Source organism: Paenibacillus sp. B46(2026), assembly GCF_056786355.1.
This window is the reverse complement of sequence record NZ_CM165907.1, coordinates 6,280,397-6,296,872: the sequence shown is the minus strand read 5'-3', so window position 1 is coordinate 6,296,872 and position 16,476 is coordinate 6,280,397. Positions and strand designations below refer to the sequence as shown.

Here is a 16,476-nt window from a genome sequence, read left to right as displayed (position 1 = left end):
AGGGGAGTGGCTATGAGCTTTTTTAGTCGGTTTTTGAAGAGACAACAGCCGGAGGAACGTCCGCTGTTTTACGATATTGTATGCCCTTATTGTTTCAGCAAGTTTTCACCAGAAGAGGTGGTGTTCCGTGCCGCCCATCACCGCGATGATGATGAGGACTACGCACTCGGGGAAGATGCGAAGTTGAATCGGTATCGCGAAAGGTTCGGACTCGATACGGTATTTGATATGGAGGCCGTATTGGCTCCACATGATGTACCCGAGGAACATCGGATTTATTCGGATAACATCGTGATGGGACTGAACGATCGATATGGTGTCGTTACACGCCGCCGGTTGTGTCCGCAGTGTCATAACGAACTGCCTGTTACAGCAGGCAAAGCACCGAGCAATATCATTTCCATCATTGGTGCATCCCAGGTGGGGAAATCCGTCTACATGACTTCATTAATTCATACATTGCAGCATTATACGGCGGATCATTTTGACGCGGCTTGCATGCCATTGAATGCGGAAATCAGCCGCCGGTTCCGTGCGGATTATGAAGAGCCGTTGTTCGAGCGGGGCGATCTGCTGGATTCCACGCAGAAGGAGAAGCTGCAGGAGCCGTTTATCTTCCAGTTTGTGTTCAAGGACGAAGATAAAGCGCCTCTGACTTTGGTGTTCTTTGACGTCGCGGGTGAAGGTATGGTGGAGCAGGATTATCTCGGACTTCACGGGCAGCACATCAAGAACTCTGCAGGTATCCTGTTCATGGTGGACCCGCTTCAGATTCGTTCGATTCGGGACAAAATCCGCATTAACCTCGGCAATGAGCCAGGAGAGTGGACACCGCGATACGATGAGCCGCGCGATGTGGTGCTGACGATGTTTGGAGATTTTATCGCGTATCAGGACAAAGCCAAGACCAATATTCCAACGGCCGTTGTGCTCACGAAAAGCGACATGCTGCATTCCCTCAAGAATGAAGAGGGCGATTATATCAAATCCAACAGCAATGTCTTCCGCAACATGGTGCACCGCGATTGGTTCGACCTAACTGAGTTCGAGAATATCGACGGGGAGATCCGGCGTTTTATCGAGAAGGTGGACCGTCCGTTCAAGGGTACGATGGATGTGTACTTCAAGGATACAGCTTATTTCGCAGTATCTGCGCTGGGCAGCAATCCGGTGGATATGAAATTGCAGGGTGTGGTTAGTCCGATCCGTGTGGATGAACCTTTCCTGTGGCTGCTGTACAAGCTGAAGTACATTGAGGGGAGAGTGGGATAATGCGTTCTTCCGTAACCCCGCCCATTGAACAACAGTTGTATACCCGAGAGCGGCGCGGGGTGTTTCGCACAACAGAGGGGTTTGATACGGTTGCGGCATCGCCGGGACTGGACCCTTCTTTTATCAAAAAAGTGCTTCACCCCTACTGTGTCTATGACGCTCCAGCGGAGTTAACAGGCCGTAGCGAGAAGGACGAAACGAAGTTTCCGGCTTCCATTCACCTGCTTCATCTGGAGAGTGGAGAGACGATCCTTGGGCAAAATGTGTACCAAGCTGCGGATTTCACCGGGCTGCGTAGCGCCTTTTTCGCTCATAATTACGTCTTGTCTCCCGACCGCTCGGAAGAGCAGATGAAGCAAGGCGACTGGCTGGATGCCTTGTTCGTCACGTCCTATGACATCGAACAAGGCACAGTACTGCCTGCGCTTGCTGAATTGCCCACATCGTCGGGAAGTGGTCCTGATTCGTCGCCAAGTCAGATGCTAAGTGCCTTGAAAATGAACGAAGTGCTGTTCAAGCGCTTGCTGTACGCGGTGATGCAATCCGTAGCGACACGCAGAAAAGTATATATTGCACTAGACCTTCCCGCAGAGGAAGTGACCGCAGGGGCCAAAGGATTGTTACGTTTGCTGTACACGGTTTTACCATACGCATTCCGGCGGCAGCTGGGATTCATGACGTTTGCCAAGGAGCCACAGGCCAAAAAGGGCATTCACGTCCAGTTTGTAGAGCGAGGAACGTTACGTCCGAAAGACCGGAATACGGAGAAGGATTTCACCTTTGATCTCGTATCCGGCAGAGTGACACATGCGGATGCATCTGTGGCGAAGTTACCTTATGCTGAGTTCGCCTGGGCCTTATTACAGGAACCTGGTGGGGCGGATGCGTTCTATACGTTTGCGGATGAAATGATGTCCGGCATGGAACCTGGGCGGGAACTTTCCATTGAAGCATATGGCGAACTTGCGGTGTTCTATGGTCTTGAACAAGGCATGGAAGACCTCTATCTGGATAACAAAAGTCATGTCCTGAGTGGCTTGCTGACCTATTTGAAGCCGGATGGTGGATTACAGCAACGTTCCCGTCTGAACGAGCTGTTCCTGACCTTGCTCAGCAGGGAACTGGACAGCGTGAAGCGTGAGAACGTACCCGAAGAAGACGTCGCAGCTCGCATTGGAGAATATTTCAGTGTTGCCGCGCCCGTGGTGCAATCCCGGATTGTGGACTATTTCATCTACGGTGTGAATAATGCCCGCGCCCAGAAGCGTATGCGTGCTGTGCAGGAATTGTATGCTGTGCTGGATCGGGATCCGCAGCTGAATCGGGCTTTCTTTGATAAAGTGCTGGCCAATGAATCACTCACCAAGTTATTGTTCGAGCCTTATCTGGACAATCAGTTGAAACGCACCGAATCAGCAGCAAACGTCGTGGAAGTGATCCGAAGATGGGTTACATCTCATCCGTCTGCGATTCACTACAACTACTTGCTGGAGCGGACAGCCAATGAGCTGCGTGAACGATTATGTTCTGCGCCTGATCCGGTACAGTCTGCAAATGAAGCTCTCCAGCGTGTTAGTGTGCTCGACCGGGTATCAGCTGAAGATTCTTATGATACAGGCATTACAGCACGAATTGGCCAATCTGAAGCTACAGCTCGCTCTAATCGAAAAGGGGGATTTTCCTCTGCCAGTCAAGACCCGACATATCAGGAGGAACTAACCCGGCTTGCAGACAAGCTCGCTTATGTCATTAACCTGTTTATGATTCAGGATCTGGATCTGGATCGGGTTAACCGTGAACAGCTATTAAGCATCGATATTTTGCAGCATGGCAATGAGGTTCGGGATTGGGCGGCACGTCAGGGCTCCGATGTATCCGCTCGAACGAACATGATGCTGGCTGCAAGAGCGTGGCTTAGTGGTGAAAGCAGTGACGAAGAAGAGCTGGAGGCACTCTCTCTTGTAGAGCGCAATGAACTTCAACGCTGGACGCGTCGCTGGCTTGCCGGAGAGCTGCAGGCTCATCCGGGGATCGCGGCATATGAAGCTTTGCCGATGGCTTTTTATCGGGGAGGAAGCGGCAGCAATCGGTTGGATTATCCTGGCCTGATTGAATTCATCCGCACCAATGCAAGTCGTGCTGAAGGGCTGTATCCATTCTTCGAATGGTCAGGAGATCATCGAATGTTTGTCCGGGGTTCCAATGCGCATAAAGGATATGCGGATGCCCTTGTGGCCTATTTCAAGTCCCATGACCGTGAAGCTTTCAAGTCGAAGTCGGCTTTCAAATCGTATTATGCGAGAGCAAACAAGGCGATGAAGCCGGCCTATGACCGTGCCAAGACCGAATTGTCCTCTCCACTGGTGCGGATGCTAACGGGTAAAAGGAAGAATCTGTTCGGATTAATCCTCTTGATCCTGGTTTTGGGTATTGCTGGCGGTACATATGCATGGATGAATGATTCTGAAGAGCCGCCAGCGGCATCACCTCCATCTACCCAAGAGCCTGTCATTCCGGCTGAACCTGAGGTACAGCTCGCGGAGCAGATTGCTTATATGATTCCTGCGAGTGAACAGGAGGGTACGCAAACCGTTGCTCAACTGGTGATCCGTTTCAGGAATGATACGGGAAGTGATGAGTTTGAGCAAGGTTCACTCCAATTGATGATGAAAGATGGCAGCACGCAGGATTTTGATTCAACTGGCAAGTGGGAGAGCTTTAATCGGAATGAAGAGCCGGATACCCAAGATCCTTCTGATGGTAGTTCAGGAAGTACTTCCGAAGGAAGCACGGATGGATCGTCAGCGGGAAACGCGGGGAACACAGAGCAGACGGAGGATGGCGATCAGCAGGCAGATCCTTCAACATCGGGTGATTCTTCTTCAGATCCTGCTACCGATACAACAACGGGTACAGGTTCGACATCGCCTGACACATCAGTATCCAATGAAGAGGATGCGACCACTCCTGCACAGATGTCTATTGGAGAGGTAGATCGTCTCTATCCGTATGGATTGCAGATCGATCTTCCAGCAGATCTTGATGCTGAGAGCATTGCCAGTGTGCAGAGCACGCAGGGCGAGATGGTCGTAATCCAATTGATGCCGCAGCCTAACTAAGCTGTAAGTCATATTACTAGAGCATGTTGCATAAATATATTAAGTATTTTTTGATCATATAATGAAAATTGCTGACTTCATACCTTATTAAACGAGCGTATGTGAGATGACCTTGAACTTTAGATTTCAAGGTCATCTTTATTTATTTTATATCGCGGATGAATATATTGAACTAACATTTACACAAAAAATGGAGAGGACAGAAATAACCTGAAGAAGTGAAACGTTCGCCTAAAAGCTTTCTAAAAGAAAGCTACATCGGAAGCATATGCTATCCCCGGATTTACCCTTTAAAAAAGGATCAAAAAATCTGGGGATAACAGCGAGCAGAAGGTTGTTCTGTCATCGGAGTGGCCAGTGTAACTATCCTTTAGTTCAATTTATACAGCCATTGCATGAAAACAAAATTATTTGTTCACAACTCGGACACAAAATTCACGATTCAAGATTTCGAGAGACAGGGAGAAGTGATGAAGTGCGCATGATGAATGAGAAAAGCTCTCATATCTATTCTGGAAGAGGAGCTGCAATTTGCTTCAGAAAGACCGAATAAAGCTCGGAAAAAGAAGAAAAATTGGTTTTTTATGTTGACAAATGATAATGATTATCAGTATCTTTAATGTAGAAGATATTTGCGCCGGAAATACACTTAATTACAATTTCGTTTTCGTTGTCTATAGCCGGATTTACATAACCGGGATAAATGAGAGAGGGATGATCGCATGTTTCGTCTGGAGACGACCAAACTGGATATCGCTTATGAGGAAAGACTAATTGTAGAGGATCTGAACATTCAGATTCCCCAAGGAAAAATTACAGCACTTGTTGGAGCCAATGGTTCAGGGAAGTCAACCATCCTGAAAACGATGGCACGTATTATGGCTCCAAAAGCAGGTAGTGTATTGCTCGACGGGAAGTCCATCCATAAGCAGTCCACGCGTGAAGTTGCCAAGCAACTTGCGATTTTGCCACAGAACCCGACAGCCCCTGAAGGACTTACGGTTACTGAACTGGTATCCTACGGACGTTTTCCTTATCAAAAAGGATTTGGTTCCATGCGTTCTGAAGACAAACGCATGATTGAATGGGCTATCGAAGTGACAGCCATGACTGAATTCCATGATCGTCCGATTGATCAACTGTCCGGTGGACAGCGTCAACGTGCCTGGATTGCGATGGCACTTGCCCAAGAAACGGATATCCTTTTCCTGGACGAGCCGACAACGTTCCTGGATATGGCTCATCAGCTCGAAGTATTGCAATTACTGGAGCAGCTGAATGCCACAGCCAACCGTACCATTGTTATGGTTGTGCATGACTTGAATCATGCTTCCCGCTACGCACATCACATGATTGGTATCAAAAAAGGTAAAGCAATCGCTCATGGTTCACCTGTAGAAGTTATGAATTCGGATGTACTTCGTGAAGTATTTAACATTGAAGCAGATATCGTGATTGACCCGCGTTCCGGTGTACCGCTTTGCTTGCCATATGCTCTTGCAGGTGAACGTCAACAATCGAAAACACCAGACCAGATGGTCATGAACAGCGCGATGGTTCATGCAGGAGGACGGGCAGAACAACGCGTTCAAGCGACAGGAAGTTAACGAAATGGGCCATACGTGGTCCTTACACTATAGAATGAAGCCGCTGTGCGTAACGCACGCGGCTCATTCGCATTCATGGGAGGTTTGCAACCGATGGGAGCAATTAACTACACGTGGTTAGAGCAATATGGACGTATAACGACCAGTCCGGTTAACGAACCGGTTTTTGGCATGCCTCTGACATGGTTAAGACATCCGGAGAACGCAAAGCGTATGCTCGAAGCCTATAATGAGCATCTGCGTGCAGATTCTCTTCGCTCTGCTGCTGTATATTTCATGCATTCTGTTCGTGGTCTATTGCTTGGTATTCATTACATGACGTCCATGTGTGACACGTCGCTGAATATTTCGCTGGAGAATATCCAACTACAGTTGGAGGTTCAAGAGGGGCGTCCCGTACTCCATTTTCAACTTGTAGATACAACTGAGCATGCCCATCCTGGTTCAGTCTTCAACGGTGGTGGAGATGCATCCCACTGGCGGAATAAGTTGCTTACAGCATATTACGGTGAACAACTACGTCCCATGATTGAAGGCGTGGCGCTTGCCGGAGAAGCGAACACCGGTCAGATGTGGGCACAGCTCGCATCCATTCTGAGATGGTTCAAGACGACCGTAGTGAAGATGGACATTACAGAATCAGAACGAGAAGCGGTGATTCAGGGATATGAGCATGTCATCGCCATGCCACCGGAAATTCTGGGGTTACGGAAGAACTTGCTGTCATTCAAACCGGTCGAGATTGCTAATCCGCATCAACCTGGAGAGACCATGCTGATGAAGCCGACATGCTGTCTGCACTATCAAGTGTATGGTGGGCAGAACTACTGTTACAGCTGTCCCAAACTAACCAAGGCAGAGCGGCAAGAGCGGTATGATGCGATTGTGGCTGCCAAGTCAGGTTAAAGTAACCCGGAGCAGTGGTATGAGTATACCGGGATTTGGTAATCGCATCGGATCAGGTCTATAATAATAGGACAGGCTGTAGGTTCAATGGTTATGCCAACGTGCTCGCAACAGCCCAAACTAACATATGTCATGGGAGGAATCAGTCATGTCCGTATATTCATATCAGGCGGTAACCACCGCGAACCAAGAAGTCTCACTGGATCTGTATCAAGGTAAGGTATTGGTCATTGCCAATACAGCCAGCAAGTGTGGACTGACCCCGCAATACGGTGAATTGCAAAAGCTATACGATCGTTATCGCGATCAAGGCTTGGTTGTACTGGGGTTCCCTTGTAACCAGTTTGGAGGGCAAGAGCCAGGTACAAGTGAGGAAGCGGAATCATTTTGCCAGATTAACTATGGTGTGAATTTCCCGGTGTTTGCCAAGGTAGATGTGAATGGTGAGGAAGCACATCCCCTGTTCCAATACCTTAAAGAGCAACAACCCGGCGCAGGTGAAACCAGCGACATCCAATGGAACTTCACCAAGTTCCTTGTTAACCGTGAAGGTGAAGTGGTAGGTCGCGTTGAACCGAAAGAATCCCCGGAAGCCATGAGTGCAGAAATCGAGAAATTACTCGGTTAATACAAGGTTGTAGAGAAGCCTATCCTTGCTTATGCGAGGATAGGCTTTTTAGATGACTTTATATACGACGTAGGTTTAGCTTCTCATCAGGTAGATGTAGCTCCAGGATCAAGGCAAGGGCTTACTTAGTGTGTAATAGCCTTGATCCGAGGCCAGCTTAAGCAGGTTACGAGCATAGCTTCCGGCCCAGGAGTAGCCGTGTCTCCGTTCCTCACTGATGTCCAGAATGTTCATGTACTTCATTCCATCCCGATCCGCGTAGAAAGGCACATCTTCATCCACGTTATAGAAACGGTACCAGATCACACTTCCTGCATCCGGTTCAAAATATACGGGTCCTTGCCGGTTATACTTGGTTCCATTCTCTCGCACCGTATCGAACCATCGCAGAGCCCCTTTAGCGGCTTGTTTAATCTCGGGAGTCTGAGGCCTGGACATGAGAAAAGCAGCAATTGCCACCGACTCTGATCCCGATTTGGAAGCTAATTCATACGCTCTGCCCGTCACAGGAGCATAGGTCACAGGATCATGCTGCGCACCCCAAACGGTGGGCAAGCCATTATTGATAATTTGCGCTTTCAGCGTATAATCAATCCCTTTGTCCAAAGCTTTCTTCAGCTTGCTGCGGTCATTGGAGGTCCATATATCGTTGTTAAACCCATTTCTTCGCTCAACAATATCGTCTAACAAAACCATCGTTTGTACCATCGCATTGTCGTTGTAAGTCACCGCGTCAGAGTAATTACTTCGTTTGGGATAGACCTGTGGCCAACCTCCAGATGGATATTGGGAGATCAGGATAAAGTCCACCGCTTTGCGAACACTGTTCTTAAAGGCCAGATTGTCGGTTTTTTCATACATGTCAGCCAGAAAGCGGATCTCGGAAGTTGTTGCATCATTATCGAAGGTGCCAAGTTCAATCCCATTCGGGTCTTTCCAGCCTGATCGTGCTGTTACACCATCCCAGGGTGCTGCGTACTGCTCTTTCATGTCTTTGTAAAATCCACCGTGCGGCATCTGCCACGAAACGATATTGAGGGCATAGGCCGTATCTTTAGCCAGATCGCCAGTTGCAAAATTGCTGTAATCCCTGAACTTCTGAAACAGGGAAGATACATCGGCAGCTGCTGGAAGTTTGGAGGACAGAACCTCCGTTTTAATTGTAACGGGTGGAGAATCGGCAGAAGCAGCAGCGAAGGGGATCGCTACTCCAGCTGTCATCATGGTGATGACAAGCGTAACAGGAACCATGCGGAATACGACAGGCATTGAACGTTTCTTCAAATGAACGCCTCCTGAACGAAGTGAGATTTGGTGTTTAATTTACATAAAAGCCATTTAAAGGATTGTTATTATTGTAAGCGCTTACCAATTTAAAAATCAACCCTGTCATGAAAATTGAAGCCATTTATTTTTTGTACAAGTAAAACATGAATGGGGAAGAGGCTCTAACTGAAAGCATCTATATAGAGATCCGGAAGCCATTGCATAGCATAAACTGACCCGGATCCGGGGACAATGAAATCAATAAAACGAAGGGAAGAAAGGTTTAAATAAAAGGGAATAACTTCTTTCGACAAACTTTTTTTGCAAAACCTATTGCAATGTGAAAAATATCACATTATAATGAGTGTATAAAGTGAAATAAATCACATACACAGTATCGATTAAGAAGTGAAATATTTCACAACCATAATAACATTATATTCAAACTCATTTATATACTTCGAGGAGGAACTTTTAATGAAAATCGCAGTTATCGGATGTACACACGCAGGGACCGCAGCCATCGTAAACACCGCCAAATTGTACCCGGACGCTACCATCACGGTGTATGAGCGCAATGACAATATCTCCTTCCTATCTTGTGGCATTGCGCTTTACGTAGGTGGGGTTGTAAAAGACCCTGACGGCTTGTTCTATTCTTCGCCCAATCAATTGGCAGAGCTAGGTGTTGTGACCAAGATGCTTCATGAAGTGACGGCAGTCGATGCCAAGGGCCATACGCTTCGGGCTAAAAACCTGCAAACCGGGGAAGAATTTGAAGATACGTTTGACAAGCTGATTGTGACAACTGGTTCATGGCCTGTCGTTCCGAAGCTTGAAGGCATTGAGATGGACAACATTCTGCTATGCAAAAACTACAATCATTCCAACACGATTATTGAAAAAGCCAAAGATGCCAAACGCGTTACCGTTGTAGGTGCAGGATATATCGGCGTAGAACTGGTGGAAGCTTTCCAAATGAACGGCAAGGAAGTCACCCTGATCGACAGTGTGGACCGGATTTTGAACAAATACCTGGATCCTGAGTTCACGGATGCGATCGAAGATACGTTGACTGGACGCGGCATCAAGCTGGCTCTCGGTCAAACGGTACAGAAGTTTACTGGAGAGAATGGCAAAGTGACCAAGGTAATTACGTCCAAAGGGGAGTTCGAAACCGATCTGGTTATTCTGTGCATTGGTTTCCGTCCAAATACCGAGCTGCTCAAAGGTCAAGTGGATATGCTCCCGAACGGTGCAATTATCGTGGATAAATATATGCAAACCAGTCAAAAAGACGTCTTCGCTGCGGGTGACAGTTGTGCAATTCATTACAACCCGACTGGTAAAGCATCTTACATTCCACTGGCGACCAACGCCGTGCGGATGGGTACACTGGTAGCCCGCAACCTGGTTCGCCCTACGACACCGTATATGGGTACACAAGGAACATCGGGTATCAAGATTTATGAGCAAAATATTGCAGGTACCGGGATGACGGAAACATCTGCTGCTGACGAAGGTCTGATTGTGGAATCCGTGGTGCTGGAAGACAGCTACCGTCCGGAATTCATGCCTACGGCTGAGAAACTGTTGCTCAAAGTGGTATACGAGCAGGCTACTCGTCGAATCGTCGGAGCACAAGTAATGTCACAGGTTGATCTGACTCAATCGATTAATACGATCTCGGTCTGCATCCAAAACAACATGACCGTAGACGAGCTGGCCTTCATCGACTTCTTCTTCCAGCCTCATTACAACAAACCGTGGAACTTCCTGAACACGGCGGGTCTGCAAGCACTGCCTCCAATAGAGGTAAAAGCACCAGCAATGGTGTAAGCCGGTAAAATTAGCTACCGGGTGCATCTCCTGGCGTCAATTCCAGAGGGTACCGGAAGAGCAGAAGCGCGTGACCAAAAAGACATTCCGATGATAAATACATTGGGATGTTTTTTTGTCGAATTACCTTTTGAAAATGCCGCCATGATAACAGATATATGTCTCAACATCCATATTCTTAATATTCTCGAGCGATCTTTCAGCAGCCTCTAAATCTAAACAAAAATGTGGATTAGCAACAACAAGCTCATTGTTGTCGATTACAGCAGCATCGCCCGTGCTTAGAAATCTTTTGGTCCTTGAGATATAAAGAAGTATGTCCCGGAGTATGCCCTGGTGTTGAAATAATTTCACAACCGCTGGCCCAATTTAGAAAATCGCCATCATCAACCATCTGATCTACATGAACTGTGTTTAACATATTTAAACGTTCACAAAATGCAAGTCCAAAATCTTTTTGTTCATCAGGTAATTGTTCAAGCATGTTTTCGGCTTGAAGTAAGCGTAAATTTTTCATAGCTCCTGACACATATGGTGCTTCCAGTGTTGAGGTTACTACTTTTAATGAAGGATATTTTTGCTTGAATTCCGCAGCAGTTCCCATATGGTCATCATCTTGGTGGGTGATATAAATAGCTGTTAAATCTTTTGCAGATATTCCGTGCTTATGAAGTTCGTCTGAAATAAGAGGGAAAAAATCAGGATAGCCACAGTCGATCAATACCATTTCTTCACTATTCTTTAAAACAACAGGGTGAATCTTATGAGTAATTCCTTCATATTCAAATTTGATATTTAAAATTAAAACCTGGTCCATTGTGTTCTCCTTTAATATCAAAAAAAATTAGACGAAAGTATTATATCACACCGATGACGGCGAGAAGCAAAACGGCACTGTTATTCATTTTCAAACTTTGTGATAAAAGTAACAAACCTCTTGAAACCTTCGCGATACAATGAACATATTAACAGAAAAGCTGATTTCGTTTGTTCATGAATGGTGAAGGGGAGGATCATAATGGCAGCAAAAACACCTCTTGAGGTTGCACAATATACGGCGCAAACAGGAATGAAGAAGGCTCAATATCCGGTATCTTCCGTACTGGTGCTCAGTTTTCTGGCAGGGGCTTTTATCGCGCTGGGTTTTCTACTGGATATTCGGGTAATTGCTTCTGCGCCAGCAGAGTGGGGAAGTTTGGTCAATCTGATTGGAGCAGCGGTGTTCCCGGTTGGATTGATTATGGTGCTCATTGGTGGGGGAGAGTTGCTGACGGGAAATATGATGGCTGTTCCACTCGCGACAATTGCTCGTAAGCTATCTATGGGCAGTATGTTGAAGAATCTAACTTTAGTGACGGTTGGTAACTTTGTTGGAGCTTTGTTTGTCGCGTACGCGTTTGGACATGTGCTGGGTCTGACCGGAGAGGGTGTATATCTGGCGAAAGTGGTGGATATGGCTGGGCATAAGTTGCATGACGGCTTCCTGCAAGCTTTTACCTCTGGAATCGGCTGTAACTGGCTGGTCGCGCTGGCCGTGTGGTTATCTTATGCTTCGGATACGATGAGTGGTAAGGTACTAGGTATTTGGTTTCCAACGATGGCATTTGTGGCGATTGGATTCCAGCACGTTGTGGCCAATATGTTCCTCATCCCGGCGGCAATCTTCGAAGGACATTATTCGTGGGGCCAATATGTGATGAATTTCATTCCGGTATGGCTCGGGAATCTGACTGGTGGTGCTCTGTTTGTAGCCGCAGCTTATTGGATGGTGTACCTGCGTGAGTTGGAGCCGAAAGTGAAGCCAGAGATAGCGACATCAATCGAACCTGTGGATACTGAAGCCAGAGCGATGTGGAGCAAACAAGCATAGCGGGCACAACGAGGTATGTATACACGTATATTAGAAGTCAAGACGATTCTGATTCTTGCTCGGTTCATGGCGCATATGCTGTGACGGAACAGGACGGGATCGTTTTTTTGTATGGGGTCCTTGTTGGAGTTTAACGCAAAATAAATTCGCCATGACAAGGTTCGGGGGAACGAAACCTGTTCATGGCGAATTTCGGGAGTGGTCCATGATATGGCATGAGGAGGAAGTGGGGAAACACTAGCCTAATGCCTTATTTTTAATTTACCCCTGAATTCTGAAGTTGAATCAAACTCAAAAACATTTTTTTGAAAATATTTTGAAGCCGCTATAGCGGCGAATATGAAGCAAAAACATACTGTTCTCTTTACGCGATAACCTCGAAGAAGATATGATATAGGGATAGCTTTTATAGAGGGGAGCCTTACGATGATCGATCAGGAGAATGGTATATTTGCGGCGGTGTGTCCGCTCGACTGTCCGGATACTTGTGGTCTGTTACTACATAAAGAGAACGGCAAAATTGTGAAGGTGGCAGGCAATCCGGATCATCCGATCACCAAGGGAGCCATCTGTAATAAAGTTAGAAATATGACTGAGCGGGTGTATCACCCCGAGCGTCTACAATATCCGATGAAACGTGTAGGAGCCAAAGGTGAAGGCAAGTTCGAACGTATTAGTTGGGATGAAGCGATTCGCGAGATTACGACCAAATTCACTGCATTGTCCGAAACCTACGGGCCTGAGAGCATCCTGCCCTACAGCTTCTACGGCAACATGGGCATTCTCGGCGTAGACGGCATGGATCGGCGTTTCTTCAATGCGCTAGGTGCGAGTGTGCTGGAGCAGACGATCTGTAATGCGGCTGGAAATACCGGCTGGAAATATACGATGGGCGCCAACAGGGGAACGGTGCCGGAAGATACGGAGCATGCGGATCTCATCCTGGTGTGGGGTGGTAATATCGTCAGTACAAATATGCACCAGGTCGTTTTGGCGGAGAAAGCCCGTAAGAAAGGCGCCAAGATCGTCGTAATCGACGTTCATCGCAATCGTACCGCCCAGTGGGGCGACTGGTTTATTCCTTTGTACCCAGGCACGGACAGCGCACTGGCGTTGGGAATGATGCATGTGCTGTTCGAACGGGGACTGACGGATGAAGCATTTATGCAAAAGTATACGGTGGGTCATGAGGCCCTACGTGATCATGTCCGCAGTTATACCCCTGAACGTGTTGCACGTATTACTGGCGTGCCGGAGGAAACCATTGTGAAGCTGGCCGAACTATACGGCAACGCACAGGCAGCCCATATTCACATCGGCAATGGCCTCCAGCACCATGATAATGGGGGGATGAACGTGCGTAGCGTTGCATGTCTGCCTGCCATTACAGGGCAGTGGCTGAAGCAAGGCGGCGGTGCCGTTCGCACCAACAGCTACGCGAGCACGAATAGCGACGCGCTGGAACGTCCGGAGCTGCGGCAGAATCCGGAGCCGCGAGTGGTGAACATGAACCGGATTGGTGAAGCGTTGCTGGAAGCAGAGCAGCCGATTCGGGCCATGATGGTCTACTGCAGCAATCCACTGGTGGTGGCACCGGATACCGAGCGGGTGGAGCGAGGTTTTGCACGGGAAGATCTGTTCACGGTTGTGCATGATCTGTTCATCACGGATACGGCGAAATATGCAGATATCTTGTTGCCAGCCACATCTTCATTTGAAGCGACGGACCTGTACACCTCTTATTGGCATCAGTACGTTCATCTGCAAGAGCCGGTAATTGCACCGATTGGGGAGAGCAAGAGCAACGTGGAACTGTTCTCAATCCTTGGGCAGGCTATGGGGTACGATCCTGCAATCTTCGGAGAAACGCCGGAACAGATGATTGAGGACGCACTTCAGGGCACAGGCAACCCCTACATGAATGGAGTCACGTTGGAGGGACTGAAGGAACACCGATTCGTGAAGCTGGATATGACGCCACATGCTGCATTTCTGGATCAGCTGCCCACGCCTTCAGGCAAAATTGAATTGTATTCGGAGACGATGGAACAGAGAGGGCTTCCGCCGCTCCCTACCTATAGCGCTCTGGTTGAAGGATATGATGGGGAGAATCCGGCTGGACCTGCCGATACGTATCCGTTGATGTTCCTGTCTCCGCCAAACCATAACTTCCTGAACTCCACCTTTGGCAATTCAGCCAAACATCAGCGTTTGGAGAAGATGCCTCTATTGCAAATGCACCCCGAGGACGCTACCCGCAGAAACGTGGAGGACGGAGATGCAGTGGTCGTATGGAATGATCGTGGTCGCATTGAACTTACCGCCAAGGTAAGTGAAGCCATGTTGCCAGGAACCGTCATCAGCCAAGGCTTATGGTGGGATGGTGACGGCAAGAAGCAGCGGGCGAATTCACTGACGTCCAATCGGTTGTCGGACATGGGTAACGGAGCTACCTTCTTCTCGGCCACTGTCGAAGTGAAGCGTCAATGAGTGTGCTTGCAGCATGAATTTTTTGAGGTAAGATGAACAAAGGATCGAACTTGAGCAGGATCTAAAGAGCAAATAGATATAACACTTCCAAAGTCCTTCGCTCTGGCAGAGTATGCCGTCAGGGCAAAGGCTTTTTTGGTATGGTAATACGTTTTTATGGTACTAAGGAGAATGGATCAGAGATGATGAGATGGCTGGATAACTATCCAAAAGAAGTGAGAATATTTTTGCTGGCAAGTCTGGTTAACGCAACAGGCAGTGCACTGATGTGGCCGCTGACCACCATGTATGTGTTTGATGAACTTGGACGGACGATGGCAAACGCGGGTTTTGTGATCCTCATTCAGTCCCTGGGTGGCATCTTCGGACAATTGCTCGGCGGTTCGTTGTATCACCGGGTAGGCGTGAAGAAGCTGATCATTGGTTCACTTGCGCTTAATGCGTTAGGTTTGTTTGCGCTGCCCTGGATTAGCGCGTATTGGGTCATATTTATATGTGCGATGGGCTGGATTGGCCTGTTCAGTTCATTGTCGCTGCCAGCGATTCAGGCTTTTATTGGCTTCCGTTTTGCGGAGCGACGCGGTGAATTATTCAATATTATCTATGTGGCGAACAATATCGGGGTGGCGATTGGTACGGCGCTGAGTGGTTTTCTGGCTGACTTTTCCTATCATCTCAGTTTTGTACTGAATGGGGTGACCTCAGCCGGGTTTGCGACGTTCTTCTGGTATTATCTGTCGCGAGTCGAACCGGATCAGGGGGAAGTACATCTGACGAAACGCAAAACCGTTCCCGATGGGCCGGGCGTCTGGGCACTGCTGGGCAATACCCGATTATATCTGTTTATGAGCTTGGGCGTCCTCTTCCTGTTATTCGGCAATTCCATCTGGAATACAGGCGTGTCCCCGTATATCATTTCTGAGGGTATGGAAAAAAGAATGTACGGTCTGCTCTGGACCCTGAACGGGGTGCTGATCTTTGTGGGCCAACCCTTTACCAGTTGGGTAAAACGGACCATGGCCCGTACCTCTACGGCCCAGATGACAGCGAGTGCCGTGTTCTATGGCATGGCCTATATCGTCATGATTACCATGTACAGCTATCCAGGCATGGTGCTCGCAATGGTACTTGCCACGTTTGGAGAGATGCTGATCTCCCCTGCAACACCTGCCTTCATATCGGAGCACGCAGGCAGGGCGGCACCTTTTTACATCGGGATATCAGGTGGGATCGGTGCGGTTGGCCGGGTTATCGGGCCATATGCGATGGGGGTCATGTATGACAAACAGGGACTTATTCCTGTAGCGTGGCTGGCAACAGGCACGGCGGCCATAGCGGTGCTGGGGTTTGTATTGCATGCGGTGTTGAACCGTAATCGTGAAGTGAAGGAGTACGGGATGGACGCCTAACAGATCTAATCGGGTTGGACATGATGCGGAAGGAAGAACGGGTTGGAGTGGACGGTAAATCCACTTTAAT

The 16,476-nt window shown here is 48.1% G+C and carries 11 protein-coding genes; 9 read left to right on the top strand and 2 right to left on the bottom strand.

The window, feature by feature from the left end; translation table 11 throughout:
- The first annotated feature begins 12 nt into the window (after positions 1-12).
- The 5 genes from AC1S8V_RS27855 to AC1S8V_RS27835 all read left to right on the top strand — a co-directional run bounded on the left by AC1S8V_RS27855 (position 13) and on the right by AC1S8V_RS27835 (position 7,532).
- Positions 13-1,272 (top strand): TRAFAC clade GTPase domain-containing protein, encoded by a 1,260-nt coding sequence (locus AC1S8V_RS27855; RefSeq protein ID WP_482071568.1) that lies wholly within the window; start codon positions 13-15, stop codon positions 1,270-1,272.
- Complete coding sequence (locus tag AC1S8V_RS27850) at positions 1,272-4,391, top strand: GAP1-N2 domain-containing protein (RefSeq protein ID WP_482071567.1); 3,120 nt, start codon at positions 1,272-1,274, stop codon at positions 4,389-4,391. Before AC1S8V_RS27855 ends, AC1S8V_RS27850 begins: the two co-directional genes overlap by 1 nt.
- A 722-nt stretch (positions 4,392-5,113) precedes the next feature.
- The gene (locus AC1S8V_RS27845) at positions 5,114-5,998 is read left to right on the top strand and encodes an ABC transporter ATP-binding protein (RefSeq protein ID WP_482071566.1); all 885 of its coding nucleotides are present in this window, start codon (positions 5,114-5,116) and stop codon (positions 5,996-5,998) included.
- A gap of 93 nt (positions 5,999-6,091) precedes the next feature.
- Entirely contained in the window at positions 6,092-6,904 is an 813-nt protein-coding gene (locus AC1S8V_RS27840; RefSeq protein WP_482071565.1) for a (2Fe-2S)-binding protein, read from the top strand.
- 148 nt (positions 6,905-7,052) lie between these two features.
- Positions 7,053-7,532, top strand: a complete 480-nt coding sequence (locus AC1S8V_RS27835) for a glutathione peroxidase (RefSeq protein WP_336762611.1) — start codon at positions 7,053-7,055, stop codon at positions 7,530-7,532.
- Between the two features lie 108 nt (positions 7,533-7,640).
- Here AC1S8V_RS27835 and pelA read toward each other — a convergent pair whose 3' ends face one another.
- Positions 7,641-8,816, bottom strand: a complete 1,176-nt coding sequence (gene pelA / locus AC1S8V_RS27830) for a pectate lyase (RefSeq protein ID WP_482071564.1) — start codon at positions 8,814-8,816, stop codon at positions 7,641-7,643.
- A gap of 459 nt (positions 8,817-9,275) precedes the next feature.
- Here pelA and AC1S8V_RS27825 point away from each other — a divergent pair, with 459 nt between their 5' ends.
- On the top strand, positions 9,276-10,637 hold the full coding sequence (locus AC1S8V_RS27825) for an FAD-dependent oxidoreductase (protein ID WP_482071563.1): 1,362 nt from the start codon (positions 9,276-9,278) through the stop codon (positions 10,635-10,637).
- Between the two features lie 247 nt (positions 10,638-10,884).
- Here AC1S8V_RS27825 and AC1S8V_RS27820 read toward each other — a convergent pair whose 3' ends face one another.
- On the bottom strand, positions 10,885-11,454 hold the full coding sequence (locus AC1S8V_RS27820) for an MBL fold metallo-hydrolase (protein ID WP_482071562.1): 570 nt from the start codon (positions 11,452-11,454) through the stop codon (positions 10,885-10,887).
- Positions 11,455-11,655: 201 nt separating this feature from the next.
- Between AC1S8V_RS27820 and AC1S8V_RS27815 the strand changes: the two genes are divergently transcribed.
- The 3 genes from AC1S8V_RS27815 to AC1S8V_RS27805 all read left to right on the top strand — a co-directional run bounded on the left by AC1S8V_RS27815 (position 11,656) and on the right by AC1S8V_RS27805 (position 16,406).
- On the top strand, positions 11,656-12,507 hold the full coding sequence (locus AC1S8V_RS27815; protein WP_482071561.1) for a formate/nitrite transporter family protein: 852 nt from the start codon (positions 11,656-11,658) through the stop codon (positions 12,505-12,507).
- 426 nt (positions 12,508-12,933) lie between these two features.
- On the top strand, positions 12,934-14,997 hold the full coding sequence (locus AC1S8V_RS27810) for a molybdopterin-containing oxidoreductase family protein (protein WP_482071560.1): 2,064 nt from the start codon (positions 12,934-12,936) through the stop codon (positions 14,995-14,997).
- Positions 14,998-15,182: 185 nt separating this feature from the next.
- Positions 15,183-16,406 (top strand): MFS transporter, encoded by a 1,224-nt coding sequence (locus AC1S8V_RS27805; protein ID WP_482074597.1) that lies wholly within the window; start codon positions 15,183-15,185, stop codon positions 16,404-16,406.
- Positions 16,407-16,476 lie beyond the last annotated feature (70 nt).

What these genes read in the sequence shown, in the direction of transcription:
- AC1S8V_RS27855 (WP_482071568.1), top strand. Translation starts at nt 13, where the DNA reads ATGAGCTTTTTTAGTCGGTTTTTGAAGAGACAACAGCCGGAGGAACGT.
- AC1S8V_RS27850 (WP_482071567.1), top strand. Translation starts at nt 1,272, where the DNA reads ATGCGTTCTTCCGTAACCCCGCCCATTGAACAACAGTTGTATACCCGA.
- AC1S8V_RS27845 (WP_482071566.1), top strand. Translation starts at nt 5,114, where the DNA reads ATGTTTCGTCTGGAGACGACCAAACTGGATATCGCTTATGAGGAAAGA.
- AC1S8V_RS27840 (WP_482071565.1), top strand. Translation starts at nt 6,092, where the DNA reads ATGGGAGCAATTAACTACACGTGGTTAGAGCAATATGGACGTATAACG.
- AC1S8V_RS27835 (WP_336762611.1), top strand. Translation starts at nt 7,053, where the DNA reads ATGTCCGTATATTCATATCAGGCGGTAACCACCGCGAACCAAGAAGTC.
- AC1S8V_RS27825 (WP_482071563.1), top strand. Translation starts at nt 9,276, where the DNA reads ATGAAAATCGCAGTTATCGGATGTACACACGCAGGGACCGCAGCCATC.
- AC1S8V_RS27820 (WP_482071562.1), bottom strand. Translation starts at nt 11,454, where the DNA reads ATGGACCAGGTTTTAATTTTAAATATCAAATTTGAATATGAAGGAATT.
- AC1S8V_RS27815 (WP_482071561.1), top strand. Translation starts at nt 11,656, where the DNA reads ATGGCAGCAAAAACACCTCTTGAGGTTGCACAATATACGGCGCAAACA.
- AC1S8V_RS27810 (WP_482071560.1), top strand. Translation starts at nt 12,934, where the DNA reads ATGATCGATCAGGAGAATGGTATATTTGCGGCGGTGTGTCCGCTCGAC.
- AC1S8V_RS27805 (WP_482074597.1), top strand. Translation starts at nt 15,183, where the DNA reads ATGAGATGGCTGGATAACTATCCAAAAGAAGTGAGAATATTTTTGCTG.